Origin of the sequence: Sphingomonas lacunae (assembly GCF_012979535.1) — a bacterium.
Taxonomy (GTDB): domain Bacteria; phylum Pseudomonadota; class Alphaproteobacteria; order Sphingomonadales; family Sphingomonadaceae; genus Sphingopyxis; species Sphingopyxis lacunae.
In genome coordinates this window covers 438,100-459,111 of the sequence record NZ_CP053015.1, presented here as the reverse complement: position 1 = coordinate 459,111, position 21,012 = coordinate 438,100, and the positions used below count along the sequence as shown (strand labels likewise).

At 62.5% G+C, this 21,012-nt stretch carries 25 protein-coding genes; 7 read left to right on the top strand and 18 right to left on the bottom strand.

Annotated features, from left to right (window positions below; all coding sequences use genetic code 11):
- Window positions 1-77: 77 nt before the first annotated feature.
- The 5 genes from GV829_RS02085 to GV829_RS02065 form a co-directional block, all read right to left on the bottom strand.
- Window positions 78-992: an NAD-dependent epimerase/dehydratase family protein gene (locus tag GV829_RS02085; RefSeq protein ID WP_169943601.1), complete on the bottom strand. Its 915-nt coding sequence runs from the start codon at window positions 990-992 to the stop codon at window positions 78-80.
- Window positions 989-2,098, bottom strand: coding sequence for a glutamate 5-kinase (gene proB / locus GV829_RS02080; RefSeq protein WP_169943600.1), 1,110 nt, complete (start codon window positions 2,096-2,098; stop codon window positions 989-991). Before proB ends, GV829_RS02085 begins: the two co-directional genes overlap by 4 nt.
- 69 nt (window positions 2,099-2,167) lie before the next feature.
- A complete protein-coding gene (locus GV829_RS02075; RefSeq protein ID WP_169943599.1) occupies window positions 2,168-2,548 on the bottom strand; it encodes a hypothetical protein in 381 nt (126 codons plus the stop codon).
- Between the two features lie 4 nt (window positions 2,549-2,552).
- Window positions 2,553-3,602: a GTPase ObgE gene (gene obgE / locus GV829_RS02070; protein WP_169943598.1), complete on the bottom strand. Its 1,050-nt coding sequence runs from the start codon at window positions 3,600-3,602 to the stop codon at window positions 2,553-2,555.
- A 68-nt stretch (window positions 3,603-3,670) separates the two neighbouring features.
- Window positions 3,671-4,276: a TetR/AcrR family transcriptional regulator gene (locus tag GV829_RS02065; protein ID WP_169943597.1), complete on the bottom strand. Its 606-nt coding sequence runs from the start codon at window positions 4,274-4,276 to the stop codon at window positions 3,671-3,673.
- 53 nt (window positions 4,277-4,329) lie between these two features.
- Between GV829_RS02065 and GV829_RS02060 the strand changes: the two genes are divergently transcribed.
- Together GV829_RS02060 and GV829_RS02055 are read left to right on the top strand one after the other, a co-directional pair.
- Complete coding sequence (locus GV829_RS02060) at window positions 4,330-5,238, top strand: metal-dependent hydrolase (protein WP_169943596.1); 909 nt, start codon at window positions 4,330-4,332, stop codon at window positions 5,236-5,238.
- Between the two features lie 44 nt (window positions 5,239-5,282).
- Complete coding sequence (locus tag GV829_RS02055) at window positions 5,283-5,828, top strand: GNAT family N-acetyltransferase (protein ID WP_169943595.1); 546 nt, start codon at window positions 5,283-5,285, stop codon at window positions 5,826-5,828.
- A 30-nt stretch (window positions 5,829-5,858) separates the two neighbouring features.
- Here the strand turns inward: GV829_RS02055 and GV829_RS02050 are convergent, their stop codons facing one another.
- The 3 genes from GV829_RS02050 to rplU all read right to left on the bottom strand — a co-directional run bounded on the left by GV829_RS02050 (window position 5,859) and on the right by rplU (window position 7,388).
- Entirely contained in the window at window positions 5,859-6,461 is a 603-nt protein-coding gene (locus GV829_RS02050) for a GNAT family N-acetyltransferase (protein WP_169943594.1), read from the bottom strand.
- A gap of 258 nt (window positions 6,462-6,719) precedes the next feature.
- The gene (gene rpmA / locus GV829_RS02045) at window positions 6,720-6,992 is read right to left on the bottom strand and encodes a 50S ribosomal protein L27 (protein ID WP_169943593.1); all 273 of its coding nucleotides are present in this window, start codon (window positions 6,990-6,992) and stop codon (window positions 6,720-6,722) included.
- 42 nt (window positions 6,993-7,034) lie between these two features.
- The gene (gene rplU, locus GV829_RS02040) at window positions 7,035-7,388 is read right to left on the bottom strand and encodes a 50S ribosomal protein L21 (protein ID WP_169943592.1); all 354 of its coding nucleotides are present in this window, start codon (window positions 7,386-7,388) and stop codon (window positions 7,035-7,037) included.
- Window positions 7,389-7,591: 203 nt separating this feature from the next.
- On the opposite strand from rplU, the gene GV829_RS02035 reads away from it, so the two are divergent.
- On the top strand, window positions 7,592-8,080 hold the full coding sequence (locus GV829_RS02035) for a hypothetical protein (RefSeq protein ID WP_169943591.1): 489 nt from the start codon (window positions 7,592-7,594) through the stop codon (window positions 8,078-8,080).
- A 16-nt stretch (window positions 8,081-8,096) separates the two neighbouring features.
- Here GV829_RS02035 and accC read toward each other — a convergent pair whose 3' ends face one another.
- From accC to GV829_RS02020, 3 genes are all read right to left on the bottom strand, one after another.
- On the bottom strand, window positions 8,097-9,452 hold the full coding sequence (gene accC, locus GV829_RS02030; RefSeq protein ID WP_169943590.1) for an acetyl-CoA carboxylase biotin carboxylase subunit: 1,356 nt from the start codon (window positions 9,450-9,452) through the stop codon (window positions 8,097-8,099).
- Window positions 9,453-9,462: 10 nt separating this feature from the next.
- Window positions 9,463-9,921 (bottom strand): acetyl-CoA carboxylase biotin carboxyl carrier protein, encoded by a 459-nt coding sequence (gene accB / locus GV829_RS02025; RefSeq protein ID WP_246202964.1) that lies wholly within the window; start codon window positions 9,919-9,921, stop codon window positions 9,463-9,465.
- 95 nt (window positions 9,922-10,016) lie between these two features.
- Window positions 10,017-10,457 carry a type II 3-dehydroquinate dehydratase gene (locus GV829_RS02020; protein ID WP_169943588.1) on the bottom strand — a complete coding sequence of 147 codons (441 nt, stop codon included), beginning with the start codon at window positions 10,455-10,457 and terminating at the stop codon, window positions 10,017-10,019.
- Window positions 10,458-10,534: 77 nt separating this feature from the next.
- Between GV829_RS02020 and thiS the strand changes: the two genes are divergently transcribed.
- Window positions 10,535-11,524 carry a sulfur carrier protein ThiS gene (thiS, locus tag GV829_RS02015; protein ID WP_169943587.1) on the top strand — a complete coding sequence of 330 codons (990 nt, stop codon included), beginning with the start codon at window positions 10,535-10,537 and terminating at the stop codon, window positions 11,522-11,524.
- A gap of 29 nt (window positions 11,525-11,553) precedes the next feature.
- Here the strand turns inward: thiS and yghU are convergent, their stop codons facing one another.
- The 5 genes from yghU to GV829_RS01990 form a co-directional block, all read right to left on the bottom strand.
- Window positions 11,554-12,423, bottom strand: a complete 870-nt coding sequence (gene yghU / locus GV829_RS02010) for a glutathione-dependent disulfide-bond oxidoreductase (RefSeq protein ID WP_169943586.1) — start codon at window positions 12,421-12,423, stop codon at window positions 11,554-11,556.
- A gap of 21 nt (window positions 12,424-12,444) precedes the next feature.
- Window positions 12,445-12,984 carry a (2Fe-2S)-binding protein gene (locus GV829_RS02005; protein ID WP_169943585.1) on the bottom strand — a complete coding sequence of 180 codons (540 nt, stop codon included), beginning with the start codon at window positions 12,982-12,984 and terminating at the stop codon, window positions 12,445-12,447.
- A gap of 24 nt (window positions 12,985-13,008) precedes the next feature.
- On the bottom strand, window positions 13,009-13,767 hold the full coding sequence (locus tag GV829_RS02000) for a class II aldolase/adducin family protein (protein WP_169943584.1): 759 nt from the start codon (window positions 13,765-13,767) through the stop codon (window positions 13,009-13,011).
- Window positions 13,768-13,847: 80 nt separating this feature from the next.
- Window positions 13,848-15,332 carry a sodium/proline symporter PutP gene (gene putP, locus GV829_RS01995; protein WP_343042847.1) on the bottom strand — a complete coding sequence of 495 codons (1,485 nt, stop codon included), beginning with the start codon at window positions 15,330-15,332 and terminating at the stop codon, window positions 13,848-13,850.
- Between the two features lie 70 nt (window positions 15,333-15,402).
- Entirely contained in the window at window positions 15,403-16,533 is a 1,131-nt protein-coding gene (locus GV829_RS01990) for a beta-ketoacyl-ACP synthase III (protein ID WP_169943582.1), read from the bottom strand.
- Between the two features lie 161 nt (window positions 16,534-16,694).
- On the opposite strand from GV829_RS01990, the gene GV829_RS01985 reads away from it, so the two are divergent.
- On the top strand, window positions 16,695-17,240 hold the full coding sequence (locus GV829_RS01985) for a hypothetical protein (RefSeq protein WP_169947836.1): 546 nt from the start codon (window positions 16,695-16,697) through the stop codon (window positions 17,238-17,240).
- A gap of 7 nt (window positions 17,241-17,247) precedes the next feature.
- Here the strand turns inward: GV829_RS01985 and GV829_RS01980 are convergent, their stop codons facing one another.
- Complete coding sequence (locus tag GV829_RS01980; RefSeq protein WP_169943581.1) at window positions 17,248-18,018, bottom strand: sulfite exporter TauE/SafE family protein; 771 nt, start codon at window positions 18,016-18,018, stop codon at window positions 17,248-17,250.
- A gap of 131 nt (window positions 18,019-18,149) precedes the next feature.
- A complete protein-coding gene (locus GV829_RS01975; protein WP_169943580.1) occupies window positions 18,150-19,106 on the bottom strand; it encodes a LysR substrate-binding domain-containing protein in 957 nt (318 codons plus the stop codon).
- A 146-nt stretch (window positions 19,107-19,252) separates the two neighbouring features.
- Between GV829_RS01975 and GV829_RS01970 the strand changes: the two genes are divergently transcribed.
- Together GV829_RS01970 and GV829_RS01965 are read left to right on the top strand one after the other, a co-directional pair.
- Window positions 19,253-19,573 (top strand): hypothetical protein, encoded by a 321-nt coding sequence (locus GV829_RS01970; RefSeq protein ID WP_169943579.1) that lies wholly within the window; start codon window positions 19,253-19,255, stop codon window positions 19,571-19,573.
- A 216-nt stretch (window positions 19,574-19,789) separates the two neighbouring features.
- On the top strand, window positions 19,790-21,010 hold the full coding sequence (locus tag GV829_RS01965) for an alpha/beta fold hydrolase (protein WP_169943578.1): 1,221 nt from the start codon (window positions 19,790-19,792) through the stop codon (window positions 21,008-21,010).
- Window positions 21,011-21,012: the final 2 nt, after the last annotated feature.

The following is a 21,012-nucleotide window of genomic DNA, read 5'->3' as shown; positions in this document are numbered from 1 at the left end:
CTGATGGCTTTGCTACGGTGGCCCTAGATGTCATTTACGGCGATAATCGGGCCGCACAAGTGCGTTGCCGTGGCGCATTACAGCCAACCGTGCTCGCAATACCAGCGTGCCGTGTCGGCAAAGCCCTGTTCGGGGCCGATATACGGCCTCCATAGGGTCGGGTCAGGGCGTTTCGCGGGATCGCTGGTCCAGTCAGGATGCGCCATGTAGCGGGCGCGATCGGGGGTCAGCTTGGCGGCGTCGCGGCGGACCAGCCGGTCGCCTCTGGCCGCCACCTTGAGCAGCCAGCGCGGCGCCGAGAGTGTACGCAGATGGGGGCGGCCGACCGCCTGGCCGATCAACCGCGCGGTGTCGATGTGGCTCATCGGCTGGCCATCATCGGGCTCGAGGATGGTGCCGCTTGGCCCATCGTCAACCAGCGCGAGCAGCAAGCGGGCGAGATCGGCGGCGTGGATCCACGAGGCGCGGCCGGGCGGGGGGAGCAGCATGAAGCCCTTGGCCGCCATGCGAAACATTTCGAGCACGTCCGTATCGCGCGGGCCATAGACGCCCGGCGGGCGGACGATGATGGGCAAGGGTGCGTCGGCGGCGCGGGCTTCCCCCTCCGCCTTCGACCAGCCATAGGTGGAGAGACCCGGCTCCCGCGCCGACAGGCTGCTGACATGAATAAAGCGGCGGACACCCGCGTGGCGCGCCGCCTTCACCACATTGGCGGTGCCGATGTTGTTGTGCAGGTCGAACAGCGCCTTGCTCGGCACATTGACCGCGCCGGCGATGTGGATGACGGCGTCGGCACCGTCGCAGAGTTTGGCCAGCGCCGCCTCGTCATGCAGCGTGCCGAGCTGCCATTCACGACCCGGTTGTTCATCGAACAGGCCGCCGGTGCCGATGCGGCGGGCGAGAGCGCGGACCGGATGCCCGGCTGCGGCAGCTTGTTCGAGGACATGGCTGCCGACGAAACCGGTGCCGCCGGTAATGGCGATATGACTCACAGCAGCGCCATATGGTCGCGGTGGACCATGGTGTTGCGCGGGGTGTATCCGAGCACGGCTTCCTGTCCATCGCGGGCGAGACCGGCGATGGCGATGGCGTCGCCATGCGGATACTCGGCGAGGCCGCGGGCGATCACCCGGCCGTCGGGGCCGACGATGTCGAGCATGTCGCCGCGATCAAAGCTCCCTTCGACTCCGCGCACCCCGGCGGCGAGCAGGCTGGCGCCGCCCTTGAGCGCTTCCACCGCGCCCGAGTCGATGATGAGGCGGCCGGCCGCAGTGAGGCCACCGGCAAGCCAGGCCTTGCGTGCGGTCGCGGCCTTTTCCGCCACGAACAAAGTGTGGCGGGCAGGGGTCGAGAGCGGGCGGGCGATCCGGCCCGAGGCGATGGAGAGATCAGCCCCCGCGCTGTTCGCGATGCGCGCCGCGCTGATTTTCGAAACCATGCCGCCCGACCCCATGCCCGACGCCGAGCCAGCATCGGCCATGCCCTCAATGCTTCCGTCTATCCGTTCGACACGGGGGATGTGGACTGCGGCGGGGTCAGCCGGGTTGCGGTCATAGAGGCCGTCTATGTCGGAGAGGAGCAGCACGCCTGCCGCGCCTGCGGCCTGGGCGACGCGGGCGGCGAGCCGGTCATTGTCGCCGAAGCGGATTTCCTCGGTGGCGACGCTGTCATTCTCGTTGATGATCGGCACGACACCCAGCGTCAGCAGCCGGTCGAGCGTGGCGCTGGCGTTGAGGTAGCGGCGGCGATGCTCAAGATCATCAAGCGTGACGAGCATCTGCGCGGCGGTGAGGCCTTCTGCGCCGAGCACTTCGGCCCACACCTGGCTGAGCGCGATTTGCCCTGTCGCGGCGGCAGCCTGTGCGTCCTCAAGGCTGGCGCGTCCCCCCTTGGCAAGGCCGAGGCGACGGGCGCCGAGCGCAATCGCACCCGAGGAGACGACCGCCACCTGCTGCCCCTCGCGCGCGCGCGCGGCAATGTCGGCGGCGATGCCCGCCAGCCACTCGCGCCGCACGCTGCCATCGGGATCGACAAGCAGCGCCGAGCCGATCTTGACGATCAGGCGCGGACAGACAGCAGGCGGAAAGAGGGTGGACATGATGCGACGCGCTTAGCGCGGGGGAGCGGGCAGGGGAAGGGTTTGCCTTGCTGACTAGCGCGTTGGGCGTCAGCCTTGTGTTCTGTCGAACTGATATGGGCGTATCTCGTTCTGAGCCTGCCGAAAATAAACCGACCAGTATCCGCCGTCATCACCATGAAGATCGAAACAGAGCCGCACGAAGGGTCGGCCGTTGGCATGTTGTGTGCCCAGTTCCATCTCGATGAGCTGCCAGTCTTCCTGTGGATCACCGCACGCCTTGCCGCGATCCACGAACAGATCAAGATAGTCGCGAGCGCGCCTTAAACTGGTGTCCATCCCGTCCGTAAGGTCGTCCGCCAATGCTAGAGCGGTTTGGTCTGGGCCTTCAGGATGATAATTGAAGCACTGAATCTCGCCCACATCGGCTACCCACGCGCCGGAGGTTGTGGAGCGAAAATTCAGCTTCATTACTTTACACCGGCGACCATTCGATCGCGTCTTCGCCCTCATCGTCGTCGCTGACCTTGCCCTTGGTCGGGCCGATGGCTTCGAGCAGCTGGTCGAGCACCCAGTCGATGCCGGTGCCGCTGGCGCCGCTGATGGGAATCACTTCCTGGCCGCATTCCTCTTCCAATTCGGCGGAGAGGGCGGCGATGAGCTCGTCGTCGAGCGTGTCAATCTTGTTGAGCGCGACGATCACCGGCTTGTCGGTGAGGCCGCCGCCATAGGCTTCGAGCTCGTCGCGGACGATGCGATAGCTTGTCGCGACATCCTCGTCATTGGCGTCGACGAGATGAAGGAGGACACGGCAGCGCTCGATATGGCCGAGGAAGCGGTCACCGATGCCCGCGCCTTCGGCTGCGCCCTCGATCAGGCCGGGGATGTCGGCGATGACAAATTCATTGCCCTTGTGCCGCACGACGCCAAGCTGGGGGCGGGTGGTGGTGAAGGCGTAAGCACCGACCTTGGCCTGCGCATTGGTGACGGCGTTGATGAAGGTCGACTTGCCGGCGTTGGGCAGGCCGACGAGGCCGGCGTCGGCGAGCAGCTTGAGCCGCAGCCAGACATACATTTCCTCGCCCGGCCAGCCGGTGCCATGCTGGCGCGGGGCGCGGTTGGTGCTGGTCTTGTAGCTGGCGTTGCCGCGACCGCCATCACCGCCGCGCAGGAAGACAACGCGCTGACCGACCTCGGTCAGGTCGAGCAACAGGGTACGCTCCTCATCATCGGCGAGCACCTGGGTGCCGACCGGTACCTTGATGACGAGATCATCGCCGCCGGCGCCGGTGCGGTCCTGTCCCGCGCCGCCATGGCCGCGCTGGGCGCGGAAATGCTGGGTGTAGCGAAAGTCGATCAGCGTGTTGAGGCCGGGAACGGCTTCAAAGATGATGTCGCCGCCCTTGCCGCCATTGCCGCCATCGGGCCCGCCATATTCGACATATTTTTCGCGCCGGAACGACACGGCGCCCACGCCGCCCATACCCGAACGGATGAATATTTTTGCTTGATCCAGAAAATGCATTGCCGGCCCATAGGCGGATTCAGGGACTATGGCGAGTCTGGCCTGGTCATCCGGCCAGTTGCCACCTGTCAGTCAGCCATCACCCCATGTTCGCGCCAATAATTGGCGATGCGTCCTTCAATCAGGCTGGTAGCCAGATCCCGCGCGCGGTTGCGCGGCAATTCCAAGGCGGCGGAAAGCGGTTCGCCCATCAATGCGTCCCCCAGCGCCATCAAGACCAGGCCAAGCGTATCTTCGTGGAGGATCTGCTTTTCGTGGGCGTCGGGCGCCATATTGTCGATGAGATTGTGGATGCTCTCGATAATCGGATCGAGTGCATTGTCATTGCCGGTCATGATCATCCACGATGCCAAGGCCCCTGCGCCACCTTCACCGAATGCATCGAACGCCAGATCGACAATTTCCCTCACATTGCGCTCGCCAGGCGGCGATTCGGCCAACTTGGCGGCGATGGCGTCACACACTTGTTGCGTCAGATGGGTGGCGAGCGCCCGCTGCAAGTCTGCGGCGCTGCCGAAATGATGGAGAAGATTGGCATGCGTTCGCCCGATGCGACCGGCGACTGCCTTGAGGGTAACGGCTTGGGGGCCGGCCTCGACCAACAGTTCTGCTGCGGCCTCCAGCGCCATCTGGCGCGAGGCTTCATGAGACAGGCGGCGTCGTGCTATTGACATATATGTCAGTTCATCCCAATTAATCTGCATCCTGATTGACGCCGGAGCGCCAAATGTCCAGTCTTTCCCTTTCTCCTGACGCTAGTGCAACCGTCTCCGCAAACGCTTTCACTCGGACGCCGACACCGGCAGACCTCAGCATCACGCCCCGCGACAGGCGCTTTGGCCGGGAGTCAAAGCAGCGACGCTGGTGGATGAACGGTGATCCCATTGCCACGGCCTTCTACAATGCCCTGTCGGTAACCTTTCCCAAGGGCGAGGCGATGTTCATCGAGGCAGTCAAGGCCCACCGCGAGGGCGTGCCGGAGAAATTGGCGCAGGAAATCCGCGCCTTCACCATACAGGAAGTGATGCACACGCGCGAGCATGTCGCCTTCAACCGCAAGGTCGAGGAAGCCGGCTATGACCTGAGCGAACTGAATGCCGATGTTGATCAGGTGATGGAACTGATCAACAGTCGGCCGCCGATGGTCAACCTGCTCGCGACGATCGTGCTGGAACATTATACCGCGATCATGGCGGCCGATTTCCTCAAAAATCCGGTGATGCTGGAAGGGGCCGACCAGGAGTGGGGCGACCTGTGGCGCTGGCATGCGATCGAGGAGATCGAGCATAAGGGCGTCGCCTATGACACTTGGTTGCATGCGACCCGCGACTGGTCGGCATGGAAGCGCTGGCGGGCCAAGGCGGTGATGATGCTGCTCGTCACCAGCAAATTCTGGCCCAAGCGGATCAAGGGTATGAAGGCCCTGCTCAAGCAGGATGGCCTGACCGGATGGCGGGTCACGGCGCGCATCTGGTGGTTCATGCTCGGCAATCCCGGCATCATGCGCAAGCTCGCCGGACCGTGGCTGAGCTGGTTCCGTCCGTCCTTCCATCCGTGGGAGCATGACGACCGCGAACTCATCAACCTGCATGACAGCGATTATGCTGCCGCGCGCATGCCGATGGCGGCTGAGTAAGCAGCGGGGATTGCCGGGAATGGCCGTGCCGCTAGATTGGCGGTATGACGATGATACCTACGATAGAGACCGCCCGCTTTCGCCTGAGGTCACCAACGCTCGCCGACTTTGAGCCCTATGCGGCTATGTGGGCCGATGAGCGCACGACACGTTTTATCGGCGGCGCGCCGCGCGACCGGGCGACAAGCTGGGGCAAATATCTCGCCATGCCCGGCCTGTGGCACTTCATGGGCTATGGCTATTGGGTGTTCACCGAGCGCGACAGCGATGCCTATGTCGGCTGCGGTGGCCTCAGTTGGTTCGACCGGGGAATCGACGAACTGGTCGGCTATCCCGAATCCGGCTGGGCGATCACGCCTGACTGGTGGGGCAAGGGCGCGGCGAGCGAGATCATGGCGGCGGCGCTCGGCTGGGCCGACACGGCGCTTGATGGCCCCGAGGTGCGCTGCATCATCAACCCCGGCAATGGCGCATCCGAAGTGGTGGCGACCAAGCTTGGCTTTGGCCTGATCGGGTCGAGTGACGCGCTGGGCGATCCGGTCAATATCTATGCGCGGCCTCCGGGAGGAGGAACCCGCACTCCGGCTTGAGCGGAGCGCGGGTCTGCATTTCGGAGCAGGTCAGGCCGCCATCAGGCGGATGGTTTCGCGCTGGTCTTCATCCCAGGGCCTTTTGCCGGTTCGCACGTCTGCCATGGCGTCCTCCTCGCCCTGCTCGAACAGGGCGCATGGGACATGGGTGCCACGTGCGCGGCTGTAGCGTGGCACGATCCGTCCGGTCGGGCGGAAGCCGAGCTTGCGCAGCACCGTGCCCGAGGCGGGGTTGTCGATGAAATGGCCGGCGGTGAGCGGCGGCAGGCCATTGGTCCGCGCGATGTCGAGCACGGCGCGTCCCGCCTCGGTGGCAAAACCCAGACCCCAATAGGGGCGGGCGATCCAATAGCCGATCTCCGGCCCGCGCGAGCCGTCGTCATGCTCGACCATGTGGATGCCGATCGCGCCGATGACGCGCGGCGTGCCGCCGGTCCGCTTGACCATGACAAAGCTCGGGAGAAGCGGGTGCTGTTCCATCGCCAGCCAGTCAGCGGCGTCGCGCTCGCTGTAGGGCCAGGGTGCCATCACCAGATTGCGCACGATCGCTTCCTCACCGATGGCGGCGGCCACAGCGGCGGCATCCTCGGGGAATCCGGGCCTCAGCAACAGGCGTTCGGTACGGGCGAACACGGGCATTTCTCCTTCTCTGTTCCAACGCGCCACTGCCCGCAAAGGGTGACAATTCCGCGTCTTTTGACAAAGGGAGACGATGATCCGGCGCTTTTGCGAGACAGGACGGCGGCGATGTGCCTGTCCCGGAATCGAAAAAGGGAGCCGGGGGATGACCCGCCTCCCTTTGCTTCAGGCGGTGGACCGCTGGAGTCCGGTTGCCTGATGTTTACGGGGGTCATCCACTTGGCGGACGACCCCTGAACCTTGGGCGTCCGATTATTCGGCGGCTTCCGCCATGGCCACGTCGACCGACACATATTTGCGGCCAAGCTTGCCATCGTGGAAACGTACGCGGCCGTCAGCTACGGCGAACAGGGTGTGATCCTTGCCGATGCCAACATTGGTGCCGGGGTAGAATTTCGTGCCGCGCTGACGGACGAGAATGTTGCCGCCGATCACTTCCTGACCGCCGAACTTCTTGACGCCGAGGCGCTTGCCGGCTGAGTCGCGGCCGTTGCGTGACGAGCCGCCTGCTTTCTTGTGTGCCATGGAAAATCTCCTTGGAAATCAGTTGAGCGAAAGAGCGGGCGATTACGCCTCGGCGTCCTTCTTGGCGGCTGCCTTTTTCGGAGCAGCCTTTTTCTCGGCGGCACCGATCGAAACGATCTTGATCAGCGTCAGCAACTGGCGGTGGCCGTTGCGACGGCGATAATTGTGGCGACGCTTCTTCTTGAAGACGATCACCTTCTCGCCCTTGCCCTGGGCAACGATTTCGGCCGAGACCGTCAGGCCTTCGGTCGACTTCAGTTCGCCGCCGTCACCGGCGAGGAGCACGTCACCAAGCTCTACCTTGTCGCCGACCGCGCCAGCCAGCTTCTCAACGGTGATCTTGTCTCCAGCGGCAACGCGATACTGTTTGCCGCCGGTGCGCACGATAGCGAACATGGCTCTTCAACCTTCAATCTGAACTGCACGGCGACGAGTCAGGGCATTACGCCCCGCCAAAGCACCGCCATGCGGGAAAGACCGGCCACCTAACGTCGGAGGCCGTTCCTGTCAATGGTGGAACGGGCAGATTTGCGTCTTTCGACCGCTATATGCAGCCTGCCGACTTGTGCCGCCCGTTGATGCGCCATACAGCGGTCGACATGATGCGCAAGTCCCCGTTTTTCGCTGCCCTGCCTGTGCTTTTTACGGTGGGAGGCTGTGCCGCCGCCCCGGCCGGTGATTATCCTTCATTACAGCGGCGGCCAATTGAGAGAAGTGCTGCGGTCGTGCCGGTGACGCCTGCTGCACCGGAAATGCCTGGCCCGGCGAGCGCGACACTTGTTGAGGCGATTCGCGCACTGGTGGCCGATGCCGATCGCGGTGAGGCAGCCTTTCGCGCCGCCTTAAGCGAGTATGAGCAGACAATATCTGCAGGACGCGGCGCGGCAATCGGCAGTGAGCAATGGGCGCTGGCACACCAGGCATTGAGCCGTGTCGTCGCAGCTCGCGCGCCGACAACGCTGGCCCTTGCCGAACTGGACCGTTTGGTGGTGACGCAAGCCGGATCGGAGGAGCTTTTGGCCCAACAAGTACGTGTGTCGACGCTGGCGCGACAACAGGCCGCAGTCATCAGTGGCCTGATGCCCTAGCTCAGGCTTGAGGCGATCAGCCCCCGTCAGCCTGTTTCTCAAGCCATTCCTCAAGCCATTTGATCGTGTAATTGCCGTCGATCACATCGGCTTCGCGCAGCAGGGCCTGATGCAACGGAATGTTGGTCTTGATCCCGTCGATCACCATTTCTTCCAGCGCGCGGCGCATCCGCATCATGCAGCTTTGCCGGGTGCGGCCATAGACGATCAGCTTTGCGACCATCGAATCATAATAGGGCGGCACGCGGTACCCGGCATAGAGACCGCTATCGACGCGGACATGCATTCCGCCAGCCGGGTGATAGGCTTTCACCAGACCGGGTGAGGGCGCGAATGTGCTGGGGTCCTCCGCATTCAGCCGGCATTCGATTGAGTGGCCACGGAATTCGAGATCGCTCTGCTTGACCGACAGCGGGTGGCCGTCGGCAATGCGGATCTGTTCGCGGACCAGGTCAAAGCCGGTGATCATCTCGGTCACCGGATGTTCGACCTGGATGCGGGTGTTCATCTCGATGAAGTAGAATTCGCCATTTTCCCAAAGGAATTCGATGGTGCCGGCGCCGCGATAGCCCATGCCGGCCATGGCGTCGGCGCAGATCTTGCCCATGCGGGCACGCTCTTCCGCTGAAATGATAGGCGAGGGGGCTTCCTCAAGCACCTTTTGGTGGCGGCGCTGCAACGAGCAGTCGCGCTCACCCAGATGGATGGCATTGCCCTTGCCATCACCAAACACCTGAAATTCGATGTGGCGCGGGTTGCCGAGATATTTTTCGATATAAACGGTGGCATCGCCGAACGCGGCCTTGGCCTCGGTCCCCGCCTGCTGCATCAGCGTTTCGAGGTCATCTGCGCTGTTGCAAACTTTCATGCCGCGACCGCCGCCGCCCGACGCGGCCTTGATGATCACCGGATAGCCAACATTGGCGGCAATCTTCTTCGCTTCCTCAATGTCCGAAACCGCGCCATCGCTGCCCGGCACCAGTGGCAGGCCGAGCGCGCCGGCAGTGCGCTTGGCTTCGACCTTGTCGCCCATGGTGCGGATGTGCTCGGGCTTGGGCCCGACAAAGATCAGGCCGTGCGCCTCGATGATCTCAGCAAAGCGGGCGTTCTCCGACAGGAAGCCATAGCCAGGATGGATGGCGTCAGCATGGCTGACCTCTGCGGCGGAGATTATCGCCGGGATGTTGAGATAGCTGTCCTTGGCCGACGGCGGACCGATGCAGATCGCTTCGTCAGCCAAGCGGACATGCATTGCGTCGGCATCAGCGGTCGAGTGGACCGCGACCGTGCGGATGCCCATTTCATGTGCGGCGCGGTGGATGCGGAGAGCAATTTCGCCGCGGTTGGCGATGAGGAGTTTTTCGATGGTCATGCGTCAGCCGTCACGCAATGACGAACAGCGGCTGGTCGAACTCGACCGGCTGACTGTTCTCGACCAGCACCTTGACCAGCTTGCCACCACGCGGCGCGGTGATGGCGTTCATCACCTTCATCGCCTCGATGATCAGGATGGTGTCGCCTTCCTTGACCGTGTCGCCAATCGACTTGAAATTGGGGGCGCCCGGTTCGGGGGCGAGGTAGCAGGTGCCGACCATCGGTGACTTCACGGCGTTGGCATCGTCGGCGGCCGGAGCGGCAGGCGCGGCCTCTGCGGTGGGAGCAGCGGCCGGTGCGGCAGCGGCTGCGACGGGCGCGGGTGCCGCGGCATAGGTGACCTGCGCGGCGGTGATCTGCCGCGCGACGCGGATCTTGCGGTCGCCGTCCTCGACCTCGATTTCGGTGAGGTCGGTGTCGGCGATCAGCTGTGCGAGCTCGCGCACCAGCTTGGCATCGATCTTCATTCCGCCAGTCTTGTCATCGGCCATGAGAAAATTCGTCCCCGAGTTGTCGCCGCCGGTTCGTGCCATTGGCGTGTCATCAGAATGGTCCGCTATTGTCAGAGCTTGGCCGCCGCGTCCAGCGCAAGCCGATAGGAATCGGCACCATGGCCAGCGAAACAGGCTTTGGCTGCCATGCCTATATAGCTGATGTGGCGGAAAGTTTCGCGGCTTTTCGGGTCGGAAAGATGGACTTCGAACACCGGCACGCTGATCGATTTGGCCGCATCATGGAGGGCAATGGAGGTGTGGGTATAGGCGCCTGCGTTGATCAGGATCGCCTTGGCACCGGCAAAATGCGCCTCGTGCATCCAGTCGACCAAAGTCCCCTCATGGTTCGATTGGCGCATGTCGATGGCAAGGCCGAGCGTTGCCGCCTGCGCCTTGAGCATCGCCTCTATGTCGGCCAGCGTCTGGTGCCCATAGATATGCGGTTCGCGGGTGCCGAGCAGGTTGAGATTGGGCCCATTGAGCACAAAGATGACGGGCAGGTTGGCCATGCGGGCAAGTTCCGTTTGCGGCGGCTGTTAGCGTCCCTATATGGCGGCGAGATCAAAAGGGCAAAACGGGACGTGGCATGAGCGAGATCAGCATCACCCTCAACGGCGAACCGCGCCGGGTGGCGGCCGGGCTGAGCATCGCTGGGCTGGTTGCCGACATTGGCCTGAAGCCTGAAAAGGTCGCGGTCGAGCGCAACAGGGTGATCGTCCCGCGCTCAACGCTGGCAGAAGTCATGCTGGCTGAGGGCGACGAACTTGAGATTGTGCATTTTGTTGGTGGAGGTGATGTGGTGAGTGGTGGCGATACCTGGACCGTGGCTGGCCGCACTTTCACCTCCCGGCTGATTGTCGGGACCGGCAAGTACAAGGATTTCGCCCAGAATGCGGCGGCGCTTGAGGCGTCGGGGGCCGAGATCATCACGGTGGCGGTGCGGCGGGTGAATGTCTCGGACCCGACCGCGCCGATGCTGACAGACTTCATCGACCCGAAAAAATATACCTATCTGCCCAACACCGCCGGCTGTTTTGATGCCGACAGCGCGATCCGCACGCTGCGCCTGGCGCGCGAGGCCGGTGGCTGGGACCTCGTCAAGCTTGAGGTGCTGGGCGAGGCCAAGACGCTGTACCCCGACATGCGCGAAACGCTGAAGGCGACCGAGGTGCTGGCCAAGGAAGGCTTCCTGCCGATGGTCTATTGCGTCGATGATCCCATCGCCGCCAAGCAGCTGGAAGACGCGGGTGCGGTGGCGATCATGCCTCTGGGCGCGCCGATTGGCTCAGGGCTGGGTATCCAGAACCGGGTGACAGTGCGACTGATCGTTGAGGGCGCCAAGGTGCCGGTTCTGGTCGACGCGGGCGTCGGCACGGCGAGCGATGCGGCGGTGGCGATGGAACTGGGCTGTGACGGCGTGCTGATGAATACCGCCATCGCCGAAGCCAAGGACCCGATCCGCATGGCCCGCGCAATGAAGCTGGCGGTGCAGGCGGGACGCGATGCCTATCTCGCCGGACGGATGGCGACGCGAAAATACGCGGACCCGAGCAGTCCGCTGGCGGGGTTGATCTGATCAATCCTCCCCCGGAGCGGAGGACCATCCTAACCCCCGATCTTGTCCTGGGTTTTCGTGTCGAAATCGCTGGCGTCGTGGCGCTCGTGGAGCTGGCTTGAGGGTTCGCCCATCACACGATTGACCATGCGGCCGCGCTTGACGGCGGGGCGCTCGGAGAGCTGGTCGGTCCAGCGCAGGACGTGGGTATATTCGTGGACCGAGAGGAATTCGCCCGCGTCATAGACGAGGCCTTTCACCAGTGCGCCATACCAGGGCCAGATCGCCATGTCGGCGATGGTATAGTCCGGCCCGGCGACGAATTCGCTCTCCGCCAGACGGCGGTCGAGAACCGAGAGCTGACGCTTCACCTCCATGGCGTAGCGATCGATCGGATATTCGAGCTTTACCGGCGCATAGGCGTAGAAATGGCCAAAGCCGCCGCCGAGGATCGGCGTCGCGCCCATTTGCCAGAACAGCCAGTTGAACACTTCGGTCCGTGCCGGGCCGGAGGCGGGCAGAAAGGCGCCGAATTTCTCGGCGAGGTGGACGAGGATCGAGCCGCTTTCAAAGACGCGGATCGGCTCTGGCCCGCTGCGGTCGAGCAGGGCGGGGATCTTGCTGTTGGGATTGATGTCGACAAAGCCCGAGCCGAACTGGTCGCCGGCCATGATGTTGATCAGCCAGGCGTCATATTCGGCTTCGCTGTACCCGGCGGCGAGCAGTTCCTCGAACAGCACCGTCACCTTCACGCCATTGGGCGTGCCAAGCGAATAGAGCTGGAAGGGATGTTTGCCGACCGGCAGCTCCTTGTCGCTGGTCGGCCCGGCAATCGGCCGGTTGATCGCGGCAAAGCGGTGCGTGGCGTCCTGATTCCAGGTCCAGACCTTGGGCGGGGTGTAATCAGCGGTGACGGTCATGCGGGGGCTCCGGGAAAGGGCTTAAGGCTTCGGCGTTAGCGCAGGGACCACGCGGGCGGCGTCGCGGGGACGGATGCCGGGCGGCGGGGCAGCGGCGACACGCTCTTCGCCGCGGGCGATGCGGACGGCGCGGCGGATGGCGGGTTTGACGCGGGGGTAGACGCCGCAGCGGCAGATATTCGTGACCGCCGCCTCTATTTCCTCATTGGTCGGATCGGGTGTTTTCTTGAGCAGCACGGCAATCGCCATGATCATGCCGGGTTCGCAAAAGCCGCATTGCGTGACCTGTTCGGCGGCCCAAGCCTGTTGCACCGGGTGGCTGCGGTCCTGTGACAGCGCCTCGATGGTGGTGACGAAACGCCCTTCGCAATCGGCGATGCTGATCTGGCAGCTGCGGATCGCCTCCCCGTCGATATCGACGGTGCAGGCACCGCAATCCCCTGTGCCGCAGCCATATTTGGTGCCGGTGAGGTTCGATGCCTCGCGCAGGGCGAACAGCAGCGGCGTCTGCGGGTCCATGCGATAGCGCACGGGGCGATCATTGACGGTGAAGGCGGTCATGGGTGTGCCGTAGCCGCTCGCCGCTTACTCCCGCCAACTCGAATCGATCTTGTCGATCTTGCGGATCATCGCGGCGAGGTCGGGGGCGCCGGGGCCGCCGGGCAGTTCGACCTGGTTGAGATCACGCTGGTGCACATCGATGACATGCTGCGGCACGACGACCGGCTTGCCCATCGACAGGGTGGCGAGCTGGATTTCGCAGGCGCGCTGCAGGCTCCAGTGGGTCAGGAAGATCTGACCCAACGTCTTGCCCATGATCACCGGGCCATGGTTCTTGAGCATCAGGATACGCTTGTCGCCGAGCGATTCGAGCAGGCGTGGTCCCTCTTCCTCACGCACCGTCACGCCTTCGAAATCGTGATAGGCGATGTTGCCGATGAAGTTGCAGGCGTAGAAATTGATCGGCTGGAGCCCGCCCTCAAGGCTGGCGACGGCCATGGTCGCGGTGGTGTGCGTGTGGGCAATGGCGTGGGCCCAGGGCAGCTTCGCATGGAAATAGGCGTGCTGGGTGAAGCCAGCCTTGTTGACCGGATAGGGGTTGTCGTCGAGTTTGTTGCCGTCAATGTCGATCTTGACGAGGTTCGAAGCCTTCACCTCTGAGAAGTGCAGGCCATAGGGGTTGATGAGGAAGGCGCCTTCCTCGTCCGGCACCTTCAGCGAGATGTGGTTATAGATCATCTCCGACCAGCCCATATGGTCGAACACGCGATAGGTCGCGGCCAGCTCAAGCCGGGCGTTCCATTCGGCTTCGGACATGTTCGGGATCTTGAGGGCGGTGGCCATGGCGTCTCTCCGTGTCGGATGGGTTCGATTCTGCAACCGATACTATGGTCGGCGTCGGGCCTTGTCGAGCAGCGACAGGCCTATTTGGCGAGCGCGGCCCTGGCAGCCTGATCAAACAGGGCGATGCGGTCGGCCGGCGGTGCGGTGCTGAGCTTGCTGACCAGCCAGATGGCGACGCCCGAGGCAATGAAGCCGGGGACAATCTCGTACATGGCTTCTGACCAGCCCAGCGCGATCCAGCCTATCACCACGGCCGCGCCTGTAACCATGCCGGCGAGGGCGCCCCAGCGCGTCGTGCCTCGCCACCACAGGCTCGCTATGATCAGCGGGCCGAACGCTGCGCCAAAGCCGGCCCAGGCATTGGAAACGAGGCTGAGAATCGAAGAGTCAGGGTTGAGTGCCAGCAGTCCGGACACGGCGGCAACAATCAGCACGGCGGCGCGACCGATGGCGACCACCGATTGTTCCGAGGCATCGCGCTGGATGACGCCGCGCCAGATATCTTCGGCAAGACTGGAAGCGGTGACCAGCAATTGCGCCGAAATTGTCGACATTATCGCGGCGAGGATGGCGGCAAGGAGGAAGCCGGTCACCAGCGGATGGAACAGGGTGCGCGCGAACAGGATGAAGATCGTCTCGGGATCGGTGGGTGCTTCGCCCCCCTGCGCCACCCATGCCGCGCCCAGCAGACCGGTGGCGATAGCTCCGGCGAGGCTGATGACCATCCAGCCAATATTGATGCGGCGAGCGATCGGCATGTCCGCGACCCGGCGGATCGCCATGAAGCGGACGATGATATGGGGCTGGCCAAAATAGCCGAGTCCCCAGGCGGCTGTGCTGATGATGCCCAGTACCGTTGTGCCCGCGAACAAGCTGGTCAGCGTTCCTGGTCCAAGTTGCTGGCTGGCTTCCGCAGCGGCGAGGGCGGCAGAGGCGCCGTCAATACCCCCTATCTGCATCAGCACGACCACTGGCACCATGATCAATCCGGCGAACATGATGCAGCCCTGGACAAAATCGGTCAGGCTGACGGCAAGGAACCCGCCGAACAGGACGTAGATGACGACGACACCGGCGGCCAATGCCACTCCCGCGAGATAGTCCATGCCGAGCGCGGCGACGGCGAATTTGCCACCCGCCACCATGCCGGCGCTGCAGTAGAGCGTGAAAAAGACGATGATTACCAAAGCCGCGATTACGCGAAGCGCGCGCGATGCGTCAGCAAAGCGTTCCTCGAGGAAATCGGGGATGGTGATGGCGTCATTGGCGAGTTCTGTGAAGGTGCGCAGACGCGGCGCCACGATCAGATAATTGATGTAGGCCCCGATCGTCAGACCAATGCCGATCCAGGCGCCGGATAGGCCCGACAGGAACACTGCTCCGGGCAGGCCCATCAACAACCAGCCGGACATGTCGCTGGCACCGGCCGAAAGAGCTGTCACGCCGGGCCCCAGGTCCCGACCGCCCAGCATATACCCTTCTGCCGTCGCATTCGACTTGCGCCAGGCATAGATGCCTATCCCAATCATCAGCGCGAAATAGGCGGACAGCGAAACCCAGGCCATTGTTTGCATGCGCGAAGCTATCCTCTGGATTGGCTATCAGCTCAGTGGGTGCGGATGGCCTCGGTGACGATTATGCCACTTTGCGAACGAACACGCACCCGGCGGAATAGCCGGCGCCAAACGAACAGATCAGGCCATTGTCGCCCGCGTTCAAATCATCGCTGTTCTTGTGAAAAGCAATGATTGACCCGGCACTGGACGTGTTGGCGTAGGTGTCGAGCACGGTCGGGCTCTCATCCTCACTTGCTTCATGGCCGAAAACCCGCTGGGCTATAAGACGGTTCATGTTGGCATTGGCTTGATGCAACCAGATGCGGCGCATGTCCTCGCCGGCTAGACCATGCTTGCTCATTTCCTCGTTGATCATCGCCGCCACCATTGGGACAACTTCCTTGAAGACCTTGCGGCCCTCCTGGATGAACAATTTGTCGGCATCGTCGCGGTGCGCCGGATCGGTACGGTTGAGGAAGCCGAAATTGTTGCGGATATTGTTCGAGAAGACTGTCTTGAGCTTGGTGCCGATGATGTCCCAATGGTTTGCAGGCGCGATGTCGGCGCTTTCGACGAGTACGGCGGTGGCTACGTCACCAAAGATGAAATGGCTGTCCCGGTCGCGCCAGTTAAGGTGGCCCGAAGTGATTTCCGGGCTGACCACGAGGACGCTCTTGGCATTGCCGGCGCGAATGAAGTCAGCAGCCGTTTGTATCCCAAAGGTCGCTGAGGAACAGGCGACGTTCATGTCAAAGCCGAACCCGTCAATGCCGAGCGCATCCTGTATTTCCACGGCAACGGCCGGATAGGCGCGTTGCAGGTTGGAACAGGCGCAGAGCACGGCATCCACATCCCTGACATCGCGCCCGGCTCGGGCAAGCGCATCCTGACAGGCCTTGACGCCGATTTCAGCCAATATGGCGAGTTGATCATTGGGCCGTTCAAGATCGCGCGGGCGCATGATGGCAGGATCAAGCACCCCGTCCTTGTCCATCACGTGACGGGCCTTGATACCGCTGGCCTTTTCAATGAACTCAACGGAGCTGGGTTCCAGCGCCTTTACCTTTTCTGCGGCAATGTCAGCGGCATGTTCCGCATTATGGGCCGCGACATAGGCATTAAAGCTTTCCACCAGTTCGGCGTTGGAGATGCTTTCCGGCGGGGTCCACAGTCCGGTGGACGAAATGACAGGGTGGTTCTGACTGCTCATGCCCCGCTGCTTAGCGCGGGTCATGTTGCAGGGCAAATGCCGGATTGCACCTGCAACAAATTCGACAAGGCCAACATGGTTAATTGCCTGGCAAGATATTCCATGCGAAACCCGGAGGCGGGAAGGGAATGAAGCGGCCAATTCGTCAGAGGGGCATGACCATGACCATTCGTTACCAGCGCACGCCAGGGGACATAGCCTTGGCTGAGATGCGCGAGTTCGCAACCTTTCCATCGCGCACCCAGCGATATATCCGCCGCTCGCTCGATGTAGGCCTGGAACGGGACGATGCCATCGGTCGCTGGTCAAGGGACGGCGGCGAAGAAGCGGCCATCCGCGTTCAGCAGAAAGTCTATGCCCGATTGCCCGATCTGCGGGATTCGATACCGGATGACGGCGCGATGGACCGGGTTGGCCCCTTTCTTGGCGGAATGATTTCCCTGTCGGCTTTTGATCTGGGCCAGGACCGCCTGCCGGGATTTTCCGCCTATCGCTTCCTTTACGAACGCCTGCTTGGTGCAGCCGTCAGGCCATGGCTTCCCTCGGCATTCTGCGCTGCCGCCGCCTTGCCGCATCTTCATCCCGACAAGCGAAAGGCTTTGCTCCAATCCATTGGGGAACATGCGGCAACCGCTGCTGGCTGGTCATCGCGTGAACCCGCCTTTTATCCGGCCTGGGTCGAAAAAATTGACGAACAGTCGGCGTAAGGACTGATCAGGCCAGCGCTCTGTAAATGCCGTAGGCGCTGGTTAGCGTCAGAACCACGCCAACCATCAAGAGCAAGGTCTTGGCAGGGAAATGCTTGGCGGCCCAAGCGCCAAAAGGTGCTGCGATAACGCCGCCGATCAGCAGGCCGACCACCGCCACGCCAAATTGTTCCAATCCCAGATGCCATATGAAGGTTGCCGATATGGCAGAGGTGAGGAAGAACTCGGCCGCATTGACCGAGCCGATAACCTTGCGCGGTTCCGCACCCTGTAACAGCAGGTTCGATGTAACGATCGGCCCCCAGCCACCGCCGCCAGCAGCATCCAGAAAGCCTCCTACTAGCCCGAGCGGCGCGATGATCTTGGGGTCCTTGATCTGCGGTTGATGGTCCAGGCCGCGCCAGAGAAGCCAAAGGCCAACGGCCGCAAGATAGGCAAGGACAAAGGGTCTGGCGGCTTCCGCGTCGACATTGCTGAGCACATAGGCGCCTAGTACACCACCAATCACACCGGGGATCACCAGCCGGAAAAAAATTTTCCCGTCGATATTGCCGTGGAACAGGTGATTGAGACCCGAAACGCCCGTGGTGAAAATCTCGACCACATGCACTTTGGCTGACGCAAGCTTTGGCGGCACGCCGAGCACACCGACCAGCAGCGTGGACGTGATGACGCCAAAGGCCATGCCCAAGGCACCGTCTATCAATTGGGCAGCAAATCCGACCAGGATGAACGGCAGCAGGTCAGCAAATGTCAGTCCCTGCATCAATTCCGGCATTCGGCGCCCCCCATAGTGATGGCCGACACGGAAGACGGCATTCTCAACCACACCACAAGAGAATTACACTTGGAGTCGATGAAGTGTGGCTATCGCAAGCCCGACGTCTGAACAGAGGGTTTGGTTCCCGGTCATTGACTGCCGTCCGCGCGGGTAATCAATGATCGTCCTGATCGTGGGGGAAGGCCGGCGCGAACAAAATCAATGAAGGCCCGCAGCTTGGGCATGACCTGTGCGCGGCTCGGATAGTACAGAAACAGGCCATCGGTCCGGATCGCATACTCATCGAGCGTTGTTTCGAGAACACCTTCTTCAATGAGGCCGATCACATTGGGCTCGGCAACATGGGCAAGGGCCACTCCGGTACGGGCAATGGTAATCTGGACCGCATAGTCATTCACGATGACAGGGCCTTTGACCGCGACGTCGATGGTGCGGTTGCCATCGACAAAGTCCCAATTGGCCAAGGCGCCGCTGGCTCCCCGCAGACGGACACATCGGTGCCGATTGAGCTCTGATGGCAGCTGCGGATGGCCATGGCGGGAGAAATAGTCAGGCGTGCCGACAACAACGAGGCGGAATGGTTCGGTGAGTCGTACAGCCACCATATCGGCCTGCAACATTTCGCCGGGGCGGATGCCCGCGTCAAAGCCTGCTTCAGCCAGGTCGATGAGATTATCCTCGGCAAACAGCTCCAACTCTATGTCCGGATAGGCTGCGGTGAAGCCTGCAAGGGCGGGTTCGATAAGATGGGGCATCACTGCCCGGGGCAGGTTTATCCGCAGTAATCCGGCTGGCCGTTCGCCAAGATTGCGCGCTGCTTCAAAGGCGGATTGCAGGGTTTCCATTCCTGGCAGCGCCTGTTCGAGGAACAACTCGCCGGCTTGCGTCAGGCCAACGCTGCGGGTGGTCCGCATCAGCAAGGGCACCCCAACGCGCTCTTCAAGCTGCCGGATTGTCTGGCTGATCGCCGAGGGCGATACACCAAGATCGCGGGCCGCGGCCGTGAAGCTGCGCCGATGCGCAACACGCAGGAATGCGTCGATGCCATCCAATTGGCTGCGATTGATTGTAAAGCCTGGCTTCATGACACATCAACATTATCGTGGATTATCGGAACAGTCGAGTGCAGCTATTTAAGTTGCACAAGAAAACGAAAATTCGCCGATCCCCGGGTCGGCGCCCACCAAACCAAAGCATAAGCAATCAGACTAACAGAAAGGGCTCTCCCGCCATGAAAAGCTTTCCTCTCTCCTTGGCCATGATCGCCGCCGCCTTCACGCTGGCGCCGCTCGTCCTTGTGTCCACTCCGGCTGCCGCGCAGGGCAATGGCGATTATCGCTGCACTGCCCTGCCGGCCCAGGTTCAGGCCGCAGTCTCCACCGCCACTGATGCGGACCAGATCCAGCGCGCCCAGCGTTTCCTGCAGTCCGGCAACCAGCTGTGTGAAGCGCGTGCGGAGGGCGCCGCAGCCCGCGCCTATCGCTCGGCATTGCGTATTCTGGGTGCAAGCGAGGTTCGTACGACCGCACCTACGGATATTGCACAGCGCTGATCAGCACCAAAAATCCCCCCGCAAAAGGGCGCTTCGACACAGATCGGGGCGCCCTTTTCGTATTGGCTTACAGGCCAAACTGCTCGGCTGCTGCGCGTTCCGCTTCAACAAGGCGGCCTTTTCCCGGTTGATGATGGGGCGTCACAGTCTATGGGACGGCAAAAGCTTGTGCGATAGTCAGACTGACACCATCCTCACCCAGGAAAGCCGATTGCGATGAAGAGTTTCAATCTCAAGGGATATGGCGGCGTGCGGTTGGAAGCCGACATGCGCGGGCCCGATGATGCACCTCCTGTGCTTATTGTTCATGGCGCCGGTCAGACCCGCCAGGATTGGGATGATGTCGCCTGCGCTCTCGAACTCGCCGGGCGTCGTGTCATCAGTTTTGACATGCGCGGCCATGGGCAGAGCGAGTGGCCAGCTTCAGGCTACCTTCTCGACCAGTTTGTCGAAGATCTGAAAGCCGTTCTGGCGTCGCTGGATGCCCGACCGGTCATCGTTGCGGCGACACTCGGTGGCTGGTTGGCCATGCTTGCCCTTGGTGAGGAGGGTGCCCATTTGGCCGCCGGGCTGGTTTTGGTCGATACCCCGCCAGGCCCTGATGGCGAACGCGCTGCCGAGGTCGGTGCCAGCCTGCGCCGCGTGGCCGACTCCGCGCGGGAGCCTCGATGGGATGCGGCCTTGCTCGATCAGCTTGGGTCGTCTGCCATTCAGCAGCGGCTGATGGCTGCGGCTCCGCGGCTGAGCTTGCCGGTCCTTTCACTCAAGGGAACCAAGAGTGGTTTGGTCGAAGGGCCGTCGGCCGACGACATGTTGGCTGCCATTCCCGGCGTCGAGCTGGTCGAGGTCGAAGGGGCGGTGCACAGCAGCGCCAGCGAACGGCTGGAGACATTCAATGCGGTGCTGCTCGACTTTCTCGAGCGGCGCTGTCCCCTTACGCCGCCTGAATATCGCGAGGGGTCGGATGCGCGAACGTTTCGCGATGCGCTCGGCTGTTTTGCGACGGGCGTGACAATCGTCACCGCAATGGATGGCGATGGAAACCCGGTCGGCCTGACCGCCAACAGCTTTACCTCCGTGTCACTTGATCCCCCTTTGCTGCTGGTGTGTATTGCCAATAATGCCGGGTCGCGTCCTGTGCTGGAATCGGCGGAACGCTTTGCGGTCAATGTGCTTCAGATCGGCCAGCAACCGACGTCGAACCGCTTTGCCGGTCGCGGTGAGGACAGGTTTGCCAGCACACCCTGGCAGGTCGGCGAATTCGGCACCCCGGTGCTGACGGGTTCTCTCGCCAGTTTCGAGTGCGGGCGCCACGCGCTTTACGAGGGTGGAGATCACATCATCCTGGTCGGCAAGGTCATGAAGGCGATGTTCGAGCCGCAGCGCGATCCGCTACTCTACTTCCGCGGCAAATATCGCCGTCTCCATTTCGCCTGATC